The sequence below is a fragment of the Asticcacaulis endophyticus genome (genome assembly GCF_014652575.1).
GTDB classification, from domain to species: domain Bacteria; phylum Pseudomonadota; class Alphaproteobacteria; order Caulobacterales; family Caulobacteraceae; genus Asticcacaulis; species Asticcacaulis endophyticus.
Genome location: NZ_BMZB01000001.1, coordinates 1,787,177 through 1,802,147 on the forward strand (window position 1 = coordinate 1,787,177; position 14,971 = coordinate 1,802,147).

The 14,971-nt window shown below is 58.1% G+C and carries 8 protein-coding genes; 5 read left to right on the forward strand and 3 right to left on the reverse strand.

The window, feature by feature from the left end:
* Positions 1-40 precede the first annotated feature (40 nt).
* Positions 41-2,455 (reverse strand): glucan 1,4-alpha-glucosidase, encoded by a 2,415-nt coding sequence (locus tag IE102_RS08050; RefSeq protein ID WP_189485867.1) that lies wholly within the window; start codon positions 2,453-2,455, stop codon positions 41-43.
* Between the two features lie 633 nt (positions 2,456-3,088).
* Between IE102_RS08050 and IE102_RS08055 the strand changes: the two genes are divergently transcribed.
* The 5 genes from IE102_RS08055 to IE102_RS08075 all read left to right on the forward strand — a co-directional run bounded on the left by IE102_RS08055 (position 3,089) and on the right by IE102_RS08075 (position 12,799).
* Positions 3,089-5,158: a glycoside hydrolase family 97 protein gene (locus IE102_RS08055; RefSeq protein WP_189485868.1), complete on the forward strand. Its 2,070-nt coding sequence runs from the start codon at positions 3,089-3,091 to the stop codon at positions 5,156-5,158.
* Positions 5,159-5,258: 100 nt separating this feature from the next.
* Positions 5,259-6,272, forward strand: coding sequence for a LacI family DNA-binding transcriptional regulator (locus tag IE102_RS08060; RefSeq protein WP_189485869.1), 1,014 nt, complete (start codon positions 5,259-5,261; stop codon positions 6,270-6,272).
* Between the two features lie 436 nt (positions 6,273-6,708).
* Complete coding sequence (locus IE102_RS08065; RefSeq protein WP_189485870.1) at positions 6,709-9,525, forward strand: TonB-dependent receptor; 2,817 nt, start codon at positions 6,709-6,711, stop codon at positions 9,523-9,525.
* Between the two features lie 102 nt (positions 9,526-9,627).
* The gene (locus tag IE102_RS08070) at positions 9,628-11,136 is read left to right on the forward strand and encodes a tryptophan halogenase family protein (protein WP_189485871.1); all 1,509 of its coding nucleotides are present in this window, start codon (positions 9,628-9,630) and stop codon (positions 11,134-11,136) included.
* Positions 11,137-11,221: 85 nt separating this feature from the next.
* Complete coding sequence (locus IE102_RS08075) at positions 11,222-12,799, forward strand: alpha-amylase family glycosyl hydrolase (RefSeq protein WP_189485872.1); 1,578 nt, start codon at positions 11,222-11,224, stop codon at positions 12,797-12,799.
* 9 nt (positions 12,800-12,808) lie between these two features.
* Here IE102_RS08075 and hutC read toward each other — a convergent pair whose 3' ends face one another.
* Both hutC and IE102_RS08085 read right to left on the reverse strand, forming a co-directional pair.
* Positions 12,809-13,558: a histidine utilization transcriptional repressor HutC gene (gene hutC, locus IE102_RS08080; protein ID WP_189485873.1), complete on the reverse strand. Its 750-nt coding sequence runs from the start codon at positions 13,556-13,558 to the stop codon at positions 12,809-12,811.
* Positions 13,555-14,913: a formimidoylglutamate deiminase gene (locus IE102_RS08085; RefSeq protein WP_189485874.1), complete on the reverse strand. Its 1,359-nt coding sequence runs from the start codon at positions 14,911-14,913 to the stop codon at positions 13,555-13,557. Before IE102_RS08085 ends, hutC begins: the two co-directional genes overlap by 4 nt.
* Between the last annotated feature and the right edge of the window lie 58 nt (positions 14,914-14,971).

The window sequence follows — 14,971 nt, forward strand, 5'->3', positions numbered from 1 at the left end:
CCACAAAGCTCCCCCTCCAAGAGGGGGAGTTCTAAACCTGCTATTTAGTCAACTGATCCGCCACGACCGGGTAATGATCCCACACCTTACGGTCGTGGACCGAGCGCAGCAGCTTTACATATTCGGCATGGCTCCAGGCCAGAGGCGTGGCGCTGTCGGTGCCGTCGCCTACCGCATAGCCGTGGGGGGAGGCCGCGCCCACCCCGTCCCAGACCTGCTCAGGCAGCATCAGGCCATCATTGGCGAAATATTCCATTGCGGCCACATAGGTGTCGCGGATGCGGGCAATATCGGCATCCGTTGCCCCTTTGGCTGCGGCCAGAGCGACTTCGTAGTGACCGCGCTCGCCGGTGAAGATCGGCCAGACGCGGCCGCGTTGGTTGGGTGAGCTTTGGCCAAAGACGGCGTAGTTGCCGCCGGTGACCTGATCTTCGCCGTAGCCGTCATTGCCGTAGCGACGGAAACCCGGATACTTGCCCTCAAACGTGTATTTGACGCGCAGGTTTTCCGCGAGGCTTTCATCATCAATGACAGTCAGAGACTGGGCGATTTTCGCATCAGTGGCCGGCCGCACGCCGTAGCGCACCAGTTCTAAGAATCCGGCATCGATGACCTTGTCGCCGCGCAGGCCGACCCGGCCGTTACGCTCATCCTGCGCGCCGGGATTATTGGCGTCCTCAGACCGGCTGATGCGCAGATAGTAAGATTGCGGGCTGCCGGTGACTTCGCCCTTGGTGGTGTAAAGGCGCTGATCCAGCTTAGCCGAATAGTCGAGCGCTTTGGATTTATAGGTCGCGGCAGAGGTGGCATCACCGGCCTGTGTGGCGATATCGGACGCCACCAGCAGACCCGCGATCACCGCGGCGGTGGTGGACGGCGAATGGCCTTCCTGTTCCTCCCAGCGCTCCTGCTGGCTATAGGGCGGGGTGATTTTCTGGTTGTTCCAGCCAAGGTTGGGCGTGCCACCAAAGCTCAGGAAATCGGCCGCTTTTTTCAGTGACGTTTTATATGAGCCGATCAGTTCGTCCTTTGAGATCAGGCCAAGGTTTTCTAGCTTCCAGCCGAGCATGATCGGCATGGCCGTCTGGTCAAGCTGAACGCCGACCCATTCGGGCGTGCCGTCAACATGGGCTTTTTGCAGATACCAGCCGCCGTCGCCCTTATTGCCCGGCGTGTGCGGGCCGACCTGAACCTTGGGCAGATAACGAAAGGCCGCAACCGGTGTTTCCTTATCGCCTAGTGCGGCCATCGCCATCGCCACCTGATAGAAGTCGCGCGGCCAGACCGCCTTATAGCCGGTGGCCCCAACCTTGGGCGTTGTCGTATCGCCCCACGGATTAGACAGAGAGGCAATCAGGGCGCCGGAATAGGTGCGGTCTTCCTGAACCTTAAGCGCCAGTGCCGACGCATAGATCAACTTACCGTTATCCTCGGTCACCGGAATGAGGGATTTCAACTCGCTCAGTGAGGCCAGATAGTCTTCCCAGCCGATGGCCGCCCCTTCGCCATTATAATTGGCCAGAACCTTAGTGTAGCCGGTCTTTAGGGTCGCGGCAGCCTCAGCATCAGCGGCGGCAGGGGTCGCGCCAAAGCCCAGAGCGACATCAAAGGTCGTGCTTGAGGTGACTGGCGGCAACTCACCGATCAGGCGGATATTGCCTTTGACGCCGCCGGTGTCTGACGAAAGTTTGCCGAATTTTTTGGCCGCCAGTAAATCAGCCAAACCGTCCTTACCCGTAAAGCCGACCGTGGCTTTTTTGAAGGGCGCGCTGGCTTTGAGCGACAAAGCGGCTTTGCCTTCAAACGCCTGCAAGGCGGCGGGGCTGGCGCGGCCCTGATCGTCGCCGGAGGTATTGGCGACTGAGGGATCAAGCACGATATAGGGCGTGACCGGCCCCTTTAGCGCCGTGACTGTCACGCGCATCATCAAGGTCTGTTGGTCCGGATCGGTGAAGATGTCTTTCACGATCACGAACCGACCCTGCTTATCGGTATTGGTCAGGCGGTAGGCGGGCGACAGCGGCCGGCCCTCAGAATCAATATGGATATATTCAATCTTTGAGGTCGTGTCGGTGGCCTCCAGCGCGACATAGCCTTTACCGGCAATGGCGATTTGAAGTTCGCGGATCTGAGCCTCATGGATCAGGCCGGACATGGTTTCCGTGACTATGCCGTCGGCCAGTGAGAACCATACCTTTGACACCTTGCCGGTGGCGGCATCGTCTGAATAGTGGAAGTCCTTATAGGCTTCATAGGATGCGCCGATCCCCTGCTTGGCCGAATAGGCCCAGGGCGAAACCTCGCCGGGGCCGTCAGTGGCCTCTTTCTGCACGATCTGGTTGGGCGTGTGGGCGGCGTTGGACGCAGTGTCTTGAGCGGCGGCGGTCATAGCCAATACGCCGGTGGCAGCACTGCACATCAAAAGGACAACGGTTTTGGGTAGTTTGGACGTCATGATGGGTAAGCTCCCTGCCGTTCGCTAAAGCCCTGATTTGGGCTGTGCGTGACATGTGTTTGAACTGTTTTTAATTATGGTGGGTGCTGAAAGTCACCCGTCGCGTTGTCCCTGAAAAACGCGTCTCACCTGTCATATGGATTTGGAAACCTACCGGCAATGTGAATACGTATGCAGGCGGGTTACAAAACCTTAAGGCCCGGTTTTCCTGTGATTTGCGGGCAAAAAAATACCCCCTGTCCATCGCATACGGACAAGGGGCAGGTGTGCTGAGAAAGACGCTTACCACCCACCAAAATGAGCCGTAAACTACAGGCACTCATGAATGTTACCATCCATGAGCCGCAGGACTGACCCCTGTCAGGTGTTAACGGCACCCGCCAGATCAATCCCGATACTAAAGACCGTGGCCACACACTGTGCGCAAATGTCAGGGACAACATTCACGCGCAGCTTGCGACCACATCTTAGGGTTAAGCCTATTTCATTGAGGCGACGCCGGTGCAACGCGAATACGTATTCACAGACGGTTGCCGGTCATGAATACGTATTCAGGCGGCGTTTGCGCAAAAGCTGGTTATGGTCGCCTCCATAAAGCGCCGCTCACAAAGGCGCGCAATCGTTGGAAACGTCATGCGCATATCACTCGCCACGGGCTTATTAAAAGCCGTCTTTCTATTCGTGTTCGCTCTGATCGCCAGTCTGCTGGTTACAATGGCCGCGCAGGCGGATCAGGTTGCTACCGCCACGTCACCCGGCGGGGAACTGTCGGTGCGCATCATGACCGGCAATGAAGGCCACATCACCTATGCTATCGATCGCAAGGGTGTTGAGGTCATTTCGCCCTCAAAGCTGGGCTTCATTCTGGCCGATCAGCCTAAGCTGGAACGCAACATGGCCCTGACCTCGCAGGCGCAATCCCGCCACGATGAGACCTGGGAACTGCCGTGGGGGGAGCGGCAGTTTGTACGCAATGATTATAACGAATTGCGCCTTGGCTTTACCGAAAAGACCGGCCTTAAGCGGCAGTTGACGGTCGTGTTCCGGCTTTATGACAACGGCTTTGGCTTTCGCTATGAGTTCCCCGACCAGCCGCAGTTAAAGACGGTGAAGATCGTTGAGGAACTGACCGAGTTTGCGGTCGCGGAACCGGCAACCGCCTGGTGGATACCGGCGGGGGAATGGAACCGCTATGAGTATCTCTATAACAAGACCCCGCTTACTGAGGTCAGTCAGGCCCATACGCCCATAACCCTCAAAACCACCTCCGGCCTGCATATGGCGTTTCACGAAGCCGCGCTGGTGGATTACTCAGCGATGTGGCTGCGTCGGGTGAGCGGGCAAACGCTTAAGGCCAATCTGTCGCCTCATGGCGATGGCCCCAAGGTTACGCGCACGGCCCCGTTTAACACCCCGTGGCGCACCGTGCAGATGGCCGATACGGCCGGGGGGCTGGTCGAAAATGATCTGGTGCTGAACCTCAATGAACCCAATGCGCTGGGGGACGTGAGTTGGGTTAAGCCCTACAAATATGTCGGCATCTGGTGGGATATGCATCTGAATAACAACACCTGGGGCTCCGGCCCAAAGCATGGCGCCAACACGAAGAAGACCAAGGACTATATTGATTTTGCGGCCCAAAACGGCCTGCGCGGGGTGCTGGTCGAAGGCTGGAACCTGGGGTGGGACGGCGACTGGTTCGCAAGCGGCAATGACTTTGATTTCACCAAGGCCTATCCTGATTTCGATATCGAAGAACTGGCCGCCTATGCCAAAAAGAAGAGGGTCCATATCGTTGGCCACCATGAAACGGCGGGCAATATCGCGGTTTACGAGCCGCAGCTTGAGGCCGCGCTTGATCTCTATCAGCGCCTCGGCATCGACAGCATCAAGACCGGATATGTCGCTGACGCGGGCGGGGTTAAGGCCCGCGATGCCGACGGTAATATTTTCTACACCTGGCATGACGGTCAGGTCATGGCGCGTCATCATTTGAAAGTCGTCGTTGAGGCCGCCAAGCGCAAAATCGCCATCAATCCGCATGAGCCGATCAAGGATACGGGCTTGCGCCGGACCTATCCCAACTGGGTGGCACGCGAAGGTGCGCGCGGGATGGAGTATAATGCCTGGGGCCAGCCGCCCAATCCGCCGGAGCATGAGATCAATCTGGTTTTTACGCGCCTGTTGTCCGGGCCAATGGACTATACGCCGGGGGTCTTAAGCCTTGAGGGCGCGGGCCAGCCTCTGCAATCAACCGTAGCGCGGCAACTGGCGCTCTATGTCGTGATCTATTCGCCCATTCAGATGGCGGCGGATACGATTGAGAACTACGGCAAGCACATGAAACCGTTCCAGTTCATTAAGGATGTACCGACCGACTGGGCGGACACTCAGGTGCTCAATGGTGAAGTTGGCGATTATGTCACCATCGTCCGTAAGGATAAGGCCTCGGCCGACTGGTATCTGGGGGCGGCCACCGATGAGGCGGGCCGCACACTTGAGGTGACACTCAGTTTCCTTGAGCCGGGCAAGGTCTATATGGCGCAAATATATCGTGACGCGGACGATACTGACTACCGCACCGATACCCGCCACCACCATGTCATCGAGCAAAAGACGGTGACCGCCGCCGACCGCCTGACGCTTAAGCTCGCACCCGGTGGCGGGCAGGCCATCCGGTTTGTGGCGGCAAAATCCAGATAGGCAGTTAGGGATGGGTTCGGAAGGTTCTTGACGCCACTGACGGCTTGGCACTCTATAGCGGCAGGAACCGGCCCACCTCTGAGTATTGAGCGTAAATTTCGTGAATAAAACTAAGACCCGTCTGGAAGATCTGGCCAAAATCGCCGGTGTGTCGGTGGCGACCGTATCGCGGGCGCTCAATGATTCACCGGCGATCAACCGTGTGACCAAACGGCGAATCTGGGATATTGCGCGCGAAAACCACTACTTTTCCGGCCATGACCTGCCCATTTCCTTAAGTGGTATTCAGGCGACGATTGCCATTGTCATTCCGCCGCCGCAGGGACGCGAGGGGCGCTTTAACGATCCGTTTTATCTGGAGCTGATCTCAGGGGTGGGGGAGGCGGCCCGCGACATGGGCTGCGATTTGTTGCTGTCGCACCTGACGCCGCGCAACCAGCATGACCTGTCGAAACTGATGCAGAACATCCGCGCCGACGGGGTGATTTTTCTGGGCCAGAGCTATTTTCACGAACGCTTCAACCAACTGGCCAGAGGGCCGCATAAGTTCATTGTCTGGGGGGCTGAACTGAACGGGCAGACCTATTGTTCGATCGGGTCCAACAATGTCCAGGGCGGGGCGCGGGCCACGGCCCATCTGGCGCGGTTGGGGCGGCGTAAAATCGTCTTTCTGGGCGATACCGAAGCGCCGGAAATCAAGCAGCGCTATGAGGGCTATGTTAATGGCCTGAGTGACTATGGCCTTGAATTCGATCCGCGTCTGGTCGTGCCGGCGCACTTTGATATAGCCGCCGGAGAAGCTGCCATTGCGGGTTTGCTGGCTAAGGGCATTAAGATCGATGGCGTCTTTGCCGCCTCCGATGTCATTGCGGTCGGGGCCATTAAGGGGCTGACGCGGGCGGGACTTCGGGTGCCGCAAGATGTCTCGGTCGTCGGCTATGACAATATCCAGCTTTCCAGTTTTACCCATCCGGCGCTGACGACCATCTCTCAGGACTTAAGCCGGGCCGGTAAGCTGATGGTCTCCAAACTGATCGGTGCCCTGTCGAATACCGAGATCCGCTCTGAGCGTTTATCCACCGAACTGGTGGTGCGTGAGTCGTGCGGCGGATAGCCGTTTTTTTAGCTCAAAAATGTTAGCGCAACCATCGTTTCCGGCGTGAAATTTTGCATGGATTTGCATAAATTTGCATTATATTGCAAAAAATATTTCAAGAATTCTAAGGCCGAAATTCGCGCTGCAATGCGGTAAATCAAACAAAATATACGATTTAAGCGCCGAAATGGGCCGTAATTGTATCCTCTTGGCCACAGCGCATGGCAAAGCACTTCCTAAACTGTCTGTAATTTTGCAAACACTTGCAAATTTTAGGCGCCCATGTAGATAAATGCCTCATGGGGCCGCAAGAGCCTCGCAAAAGCTGAGAATAAAAATACAGGGACACAGATTTTCTACGCAGCCGCCGCGTGTTTCCGCCTATTGCGCGGGAGGCGGTGCGTCGTCGTCTGTGTTGCGAAAAGCTTTTATAATAACAACCAGGAAGGCTCACATGTTCTATATCTCAGGCTCTGAATCCCCCCACATTCGTAAACCTAAAAAACTGGCCACAGCGAAATTGGCGGTCAGCGCTATCGCCCTTACCGTGGCCTGCGGGTTTTCCGCACCCGCCTTTGCGCAGGACGCTGCACCCGTGGCTGCGGCGGACTCCGATGTCACCGAAGTCGTCGTCACCGGCATCCGTCGGGGTATCCAGAACGCCATAGCCACCAAGAAGGGCAATTCCAATATCGTCGAAGTGGTCTCTGCCGAAGACATCGGTAAGCTGCCGGATCAGTCGATCGCCGAATCCATCGCGCGCCTGCCGGGAATCGCTGCCCAGCGCACCAATGGTCGCGCCCAGACCCTGTCGATCCGCGGCCTTGGCCCTGACTATACGGTGACCACCCTGAACGGGCGTGAGCAGGTCTCGACCAATGACAATCGCTCCGTCGAATTTGACCAGTTCCCGTCCGAACTTATCAATCAGGTGCTGATCTATAAAACCCCGAATGCCGCCATGACCACCCAGGGCATTGCCGGTACCGCCGACCTGCAAACCGTGCGCCCGCTGGCCTATGGCAAGCGCGCCATTGCCCTTAATGTGCGTAAGGAGTTCAACTCCGAAGAGGCCGCGGTCGCGGGCCTGAGCAATGAGGGCGAGCGCTATTCGATCAACTATATCGATCAGTTTTTTAACAAGACTTTGGGCGTGGCGCTTGGCTATGCCCGCACCACCTCGCCCTATCAGGTCACGCGCCTTGAGCCGTGGGGTGACGGTGATCTTCCGGCCCTGTCTACCGGTGAGTTCATCCCCGGCGGCCAGAAAAGTGCCGTTCAGTCCTCAAACCTTGAGCGTGACGGCTATATGGCGGTGGTCGAATGGCGGCCTAATGATCGCCTGCGCATGACCTTTGATGCCTACTATTCCGAATTTGAAGAATTGCAGCGTATAGCCCGCCTTGAATATCCGCTGTACTGGTCGTCATCGGCCCTGCAACCGGGCTATACGACTGAGGACGGCTATGTGACCTCTGGCACCTTTACCGGCGTCAAGACGGTGGTAGAAAACTACACCAACCAGCGCCAGTCGACCGTGCAGGCCTTTGGGGTTAACACGGTCTATAATCTGAACGATCAGTGGACTCTGATCGCCGATATCTCGACCCAAAAGGTAGAACGCGACGATATCATCATTGAATCGACCGCCGGCACAGGCCCTTCGGGCAGTGGTGCTACCGACACCATCGACTTCCGCAACACCGGTGAGAACAATGCCTATGTGCTGTCAGGCGTGCTCGACTATTCCGACTTTAACACCGTCTTCCTGACTGATCCGGGCGGGTGGGGCGGGGTGACCAACCGGGCGGGCTTCTTCCGGGCACCGCACGTCGAAGATGAGATGGACATCATCAAGCTGGCGGTGGAACGCACCGTCGGTGCCGGACCGATCAATAAGGTCACCTTTGGCGCCAGCCGCAACGATCATACCAAGTCCAAGGACGACTATGCCGCCTATATGAGTCTAGGCTCGGTCGCCCAACTGGTGGTGCCGGAAAAATACCGTCTGGGCACGACCGATGCGTCCTTCCTTGGCAATACATCGGGCATGATTTCCTATGACTCGCTGGCCATGTACCGCGACGGCCTGTTTACGCTGGTGCAATCGACCGATTCCACCGAACTGAAGCGCGACTGGTCGGTGTCGGAAACCATCGATGTCATCTTCCTTAAGGGCGATATCGACACGACGCTGTTTGGTATTCCCGTCAGCGGTAATGTCGGCATTCAGGTGCAAAAGGCCGAGCAGGAAGCCACCTCACTGTTCCTCAGTGACACGGAACGTCGCATCGTCACCGATGGCGACGACTATATGGAAACCTTGCCGAGCCTGAACCTCAACTTTCAGGTTGCCGAAGACATGACGGTGCGGGTAGGGGCAGGCACCACACTGGCGCGGCCGCGCATGGATGACATGTCGGCGGGCACCACCTACGATGCCAAGATGAACACCGAAGCGCCCGTGCTGTTCAGTGGCAATGCCTATGGCTGGTCGGGTAATGGCGGCAACGCCCAGATCCGTCCGTGGAAAGCCAATGCCTTTGATCTTTCGGTTGAGAAGTATTTCGGCCGTAAAGGCTATGTGTCGGCGGCCCTGTTCTATAAGGATCTGACATCGTTCATCTATAACCGCACAGTGCTTAAGGACTATACGGGCGCGCCGCTGCCCAGCAAATGCTATGAATCCGGCACGAACAACACGGTTCAGCGCATTGATCCGGTCACCAATATCTGGGTCTGCTCGCTGGCGGACGCCAACCGCATAGGCATCACCTCGGCGCAGGCCAATGGCGAAGGCGGCTGGATCAAGGGGGCGGAGTTCACCGTCTCGGTGCCGGGGGAAATGATCCATCCGATTCTGGATGGTTTCGGCGCCATCCTGACCGCCAGTTTCAACGATTCTGAGATCAATCCGTCGGGCAGCGCCGTCATTCCGGTGCCGGGCCTGTCGGAAAAGATCATCAACAGCACGGTCTATTACGAAAAGCATGGCTTCTCGGCGCGGGTGTCGAGCCGTTACCGCGGCGACTTCACCGGCGAAGTGCCGGACTTCACCAACGCCCTGCAAAACCGCACGGTGCGTGAGGAAACGGTCGTCGATGCCCAGATGAGCTATACCTTCCAGGATGGCCCGCTGAAGGATCTGGCCATTTCGGTGTCCGGTTCCAACCTGACCAATGAGCCGTTCTATCTCTATAAGGGCAACAACGTGGTCAAGGAAGAGAAGTACGGTTCCACCTATCTGGTGGGCCTGAGCTACAAGTTCTAAATCCTATAAAAGACCAGAGTGAGCAGGCACCTGCCGGAAGCAATTTCGGCAGGTGTTTTCTTTAATATTGAGGCAGATTGGCGGGAAAACAGGAAGCGCCCCATGAACGATCAGGCGATTAAACGGGTAGTGATTGTTGGCGGCGGCACGGCGGGTTGGCTGTCAGCGGCCATGCTGGCGCGGGTGGTCAACCGGTCCATGGAGATTGTGCTGGTTGAGTCTGATGAGATCGGCACGGTCGGGGTGGGCGAAGCGACCATCCCGCCACTGGCCAATCTGTTTATCTTTCTGAGCATCCCTGAGCATGAGATGCTGGCGGCGGTTCAGGGCACCTATAAGCTGGGGATCGAATTTGTCGACTGGTACCAGAAGGGGCATCGCTACACCCATGCCTTCGGCAGTCCGGGCCGTGATCTGGGTATCGTGCCGTTTTACGAATACTGGCTGAAAGAACATCTGGCCGGGCGGGGCGGATCTCTGTGGGACTACAGCCTCAATGATCTGGCCGCTCAGGCGGGCCGGTTTGCGCCGCTGAAACAGCTTCCAAACGCGCCGATGGCAGGCCTTACCCATGCCTGGCATTTCGATGCGGGGCTGCTGGCTAAGTACCTGCGGCGGGTGTGCGAGGCGCAAGGGGTCACGCGGCGCGAGGGGATGGTTGCCGGCGTCAATCTGCGGGCCGAGGATGGCTTTATCGACAGTCTGACCCTGAGCGATGGGGCCGTAATCAATGGCAACCTGTTTATCGATTGCTCCGGTTTCCGGGGGCTGTTGATCGAGGGCGCGCTCAAGGCCGGATATGAGGACTGGACGCACGTATTGCCGTGCGACCGGGCGATTGCTGTGCCGTGCGCGTCAACGCAGACGCTGCTGCCCTACACGCGCGCCACGGCCCATAGCGCGGGCTGGCAATGGCGCATTCCCTTGCAGCACCGTATCGGCAATGGTCATGTGTTCTCTAGCGCCTTTATGGCCGAGGATGAGGCGCGCGATATCCTGATGACTAATCTGGACGGCAAAGCCTTGGCTGACCCCAGAACCCTAAGCTTCACCACAGGGCGGCGCAAAGCCAGTTGGGTCAAAAACTGCGTCGCCTTTGGCCTGTCGTCCGGCTTTATGGAACCGCTGGAATCGACCAGTATCCATCTGGTGCAATCGGGCATGACCCGGTTCTTAAAATTCTTTCCGGATAAGGGGTTTAGTGCGCGTGAGATCGCCGAATATAACCGCCTGACCGCCCATGAATATGAGCTGATCCGCGATTTTCTGGTGCTGCACTATAAGGCGACGCAGCGCGACGACAGCGAGTTCTGGAACCATTGCCGCACTATGGCGATCCCCGATAGTCTGGCGCACAAGATCGACTATTTCCGTGAGCATGGCCGTCTGATCATCGAAGAGGCCGACCTGTTCCGCGACAGCAACTGGGCGCAGGTACTGATCGGGCAGGGGATTATCCCGAAATCACCGTCGCCCCTGACCCTGGCGGTGAGCGACGACAAGCTCGCCGAATATATGAATAATATCCGCCAGCTCCTCAGCACCACAGTGGCGGGCCTGCCCGATCATGGGGCCTATGTGGCGCAAAATTGCCGGGCCAAAGTTCTCTGACCACCTGCATACGTATTCATCGGCGGGCATGGTAGGCAGGCGATGCGCCGTGTGGTTTGTTCCCTAAAACTCAGGGAGAAACCTAATGACCTTCAAAACCTTCGCCGCCTCTATCGCTGCGCTATGCCTGTCTGCGGCCGCATGCGCCGAAGCCGCGCCCGCCATCGATGTCTCAACGGTCGCTGCTCAACCCAAAGATACCGGTCTTGGGGCAGGCTGGAACACGCGTGCGACCTTTATGGAAATCTTCGTGCGCTCCTATCAGGACAGTAACGGTGACGGCATCGGTGATTTCAACGGCCTGACCGCGCGCCTTGATTACCTGAAAGGCTTAGGCGTGACCGGTATCTGGCTGATGCCCATTCATCCGTCAGCCGATAAGGACCACAACTATGCGGTTTCGGATTACCGGGCCATCAACCCTGATTTTGGCACCATGGCCGATTTCGAGCGCTTTCTGGCCGAGGCCCATAAGCGCGGCATTGGCGTCATCATCGACTATGTGATCAATCACTCGGCCAATGATAACCCGATCTTTTTGGATGCGGCACGCTCTACATCAAGCCACTATCGTGACTGGTACATATTCGCGGATACCGATCCGAAGTGGCAGGGCTTTTCCTGGGGGCCGTGGCGTCAGAATAAGGTCGGGGGCGGCTATTTTTACGGCCTGTTCGATGATCAGATGCCGGATTTCAACCTCAAAAACCCCAAGGCTCTGGCCTATCATGCTGATAATTTCCGCTTCTGGCTGAATAAGGGCGTCGATGGCTTCCGCATCGACGCCGTGACCATGCTGGTGGAAAATGGCCCTACTGCCTATATGGATCAGCCCGAAAACCTTGAGATTTTGAAACATTTAAACGCGGTGGTGAAATCCTATGGCAACCGCTATCTGATCTGTGAGGCGTCGGAGCAGCCCGCCCTCTATGCCGGTGAGGCCTGCACCAATTCGTTTGCGTTCGGCACCCAAAAAGAGATCAAGGACAGCGCCAAATCAGGCCACCTGTCGGAAAAGCTGGCCGCGGTGCTCAGTAGTGAAAAACGCCCGTTGATGCCGCTGGTGCTGCAAAGCCATGACAGTTACGTCGGCGACCGGCTGATCCATGAGTTTGCCGGCAATGAGGGGGCTTGCCGTGTGGCGGCGGCCATTTCTATTCTGGCATCGGACACGCCATTTTCTTACTATGGCGAAGAAATCGGGATGGCCAATAATGGCAAATATGATGATCCGGGCCTGCGCGCACCGATGTCGTGGGATGCATCGGCGGGGCACGGCTTTACGACCGCTTCTAAGCCCTATCGTCCCTATGCCGTCAATGCCGCTACCCATACCGTCGCGGCCCAAGCCGGCGTCAAAGACAGCCTGCTGGAATACTACCGCGCGCTTTATCTGGCGAGGCAAAACCATCCGGTGCTGGCGGATGGGCAATTCACCCTTCTCTCCAAAGCCGGTGATGACCATCTGATCTTTGCCCGTCAAAAAGACGGCGCCCAGGCGCGGGTGCTGATCAACCTGACCGGCGCCCCGAAAACTCTGTCTATGGCCGGGACGGGTGCGTGGACATCCGCGCTGGATACCACGCAACTGACGGCGCGGAGCGGCACGGTGGTGGTCTCCTTGGCGCCCCACGGCGTCGCCGCCTATGTTCAGGTTAAGTAGGGCGCAGGGTTAAGGCCGCGGGGCGCTGCGTCTGAGGGTATCAAAGTGGGCCACAAGCCGGTAGCGCGTGCCGTCATAGGTCTGGCGCACCGTCGTGATGCGCTCAGGCCCGCTCCAGGTGCGTCGGTCGAGCACGAGGCAGGCTTGTCCTTTTTCAATCCCCAGCCGTCGCGTCAGTTCGGCATCGGCCTCGGTCGCGCTGATCTCATTTTCCACTTGCGTCCACGGCACCGCCTCCAGCAACCAGTGGCCGGGCGACATGTGGCTGAAATCGACGGCTTCGGCTTGCGGCACAGCGGCCAGATTGATCAGCCGTTCCTCGACCGCCAGCGGTTTTCCGGAAGCCAGATGAAGGCCGGTCAGGCATAAGACGCGGCCATCCTCTCCGGCCAGTTCGCGCTCTTTTGCTGTCACGGCGGTGCGCACACGCCGTTCGGTCAGTTCAAAGCCGTAAGACTCGCCGCGCGCGGTAATGTCTATCTGGATATCGGGAATGTCGATGACGGTAGAGTCCAGCCGTGGCAGTTTGACAAAGGTGCCCGCCCGTTTACGGCGCTCAATCAGGCCCGCCGCCGATAACGCCGACATGGCCTTATTGACCGTCATGCGTGAGCAGTTATAGACCGTCATCAGTTCATGCTCAAAAGCCACCTTTTGCCCCGGCATCAGCACGCCGGAGCGGATTTGATCCTCAAGGTCGCGGCGGATCTGGACATGCAGCGGTAGGGCGGGCTTACCAGGGTCGCTGAGGGCGGTCATGACAACAGCCGCTCCATCAGGCGAGCATAGTCATCTGTGATCGCATCACGTGTCGCATGCCGTCCGTCGCTGACCCATTTGCGTCCATGCCGCCAGACGCAGTCAATCGCGCCCGTTGAGGTCGCAAAAATCAGGCTGTCGATCACGTCTTTGTCCCCCTTACCCGCCAGTGAGGGATGGCGGGCCTTGAGGCTGACTATATCCGCACTGTGGCCAACGGCAAGGCCTGCGCCCGTGCCCAAAGCTTGGCCCCCGCCGGAGAGAGCGCCGGAAAACAGCCGCTCTCCGGTCGAGCCGCCAGACGTCGCCAAAACATTGCGGGCGCGGTGGTGCAGGCGTTGCGGGTATTCCAGCATCCGCAGTTCCTCAACCATACTGATCAGGACGTTGGAATCCGAGCCAATCCCGAACCTGCCGCCGTGTTTAAGGTAATCTGCCGCCGGGAAAATGCCGTCGCCCAGATTGGCTTCGGTGATCGGGCACAGGCCGGCCACAGCTTTGGAACGGGCCAGCCGCAGGGTTTCATCTTGGGTCATGTGGGTGGCGTGCACCAGACACCACTGGGCATCAACGGTGAGGTGATTAAGCAGCCATTCGACCGGGCGCTGCCCGCTGTGGGCCAAACAATCCTCAACCTCCCGCGTCTGTTCGGCGATATGAATGTGAATCGGTGCGCCTTCGGCCAAAGGGATGAGGGCGTTCAGTTCGTCACCCGTCACCGCCCGCAGGGAATGGGGGGCGATGCCGACCACGGCATCCGGCAGGTGTGCAGCGTGCCGACGTGCACTCTCAAGTAACCGTGAAAATCCGCTGATATCGTGGATGAAACGCGCCTGCCCGGCGGTGGGCGTCTGACCACCAAAACCGGAGTGAGCGTAAAACACCGGCAGCAGCGTCAGGCCGATACCGGTCGTGTCGGCGGCTGCGCAGATCATGGCCGACATTTCTGCCGGATCAGCAAAGGCCTGACCGGCCTGATCGTGATGCAGGTAATGAAATTCCCCGACGCGCGTAAAGCCCGCCTCCAGCATCTCCATATAGGCCAGCGAAGCGATAATTTTAAGCTCATCCGGCCCGATGCGGCCCTGAAGGCGGTACATCTGTTCGCGCCAGCTCCAGAAGGAATCGGCATTTGGCCCCCGCCGTTCGGTAAGGCCCGCAATCACCCGCTGAAAGGCATGGCTGTGAAGGTTGGGCATACCCGGCACACCTATGGCATGGCGCTCATCATCGGCTTCGGGCAGGGTGTCTGCCGCAATCGAAATGATCCGGCCACCCTCGATCTTAAGGCGTACCCCGTGCGCCCAGCCGTGGCTCAGAAGGGCGCGGTCAAACCATAGATGCGAACGGCTCATCCTGTTGTTCCACTGATGTTTACGGGTAACCTAAAAATATTTTGCACGGCAGCATAAT

What these genes read in the sequence shown, in the direction of transcription:
- IE102_RS08075 (WP_189485872.1), top strand. Translation starts at nt 11,222, where the DNA reads ATGACCTTCAAAACCTTCGCCGCCTCTATCGCTGCGCTATGCCTGTCT.
- IE102_RS08070 (WP_189485871.1), top strand. Translation starts at nt 9,628, where the DNA reads ATGAACGATCAGGCGATTAAACGGGTAGTGATTGTTGGCGGCGGCACG.
- hutC (WP_189485873.1), bottom strand. Translation starts at nt 13,558, where the DNA reads ATGACCGCCCTCAGCGACCCTGGTAAGCCCGCCCTACCGCTGCATGTC.
- IE102_RS08085 (WP_189485874.1), bottom strand. Translation starts at nt 14,913, where the DNA reads ATGAGCCGTTCGCATCTATGGTTTGACCGCGCCCTTCTGAGCCACGGC.
- IE102_RS08055 (WP_189485868.1), top strand. Translation starts at nt 3,089, where the DNA reads ATGCGCATATCACTCGCCACGGGCTTATTAAAAGCCGTCTTTCTATTC.
- IE102_RS08065 (WP_189485870.1), top strand. Translation starts at nt 6,709, where the DNA reads ATGTTCTATATCTCAGGCTCTGAATCCCCCCACATTCGTAAACCTAAA.
- IE102_RS08050 (WP_189485867.1), bottom strand. Translation starts at nt 2,455, where the DNA reads ATGACGTCCAAACTACCCAAAACCGTTGTCCTTTTGATGTGCAGTGCT.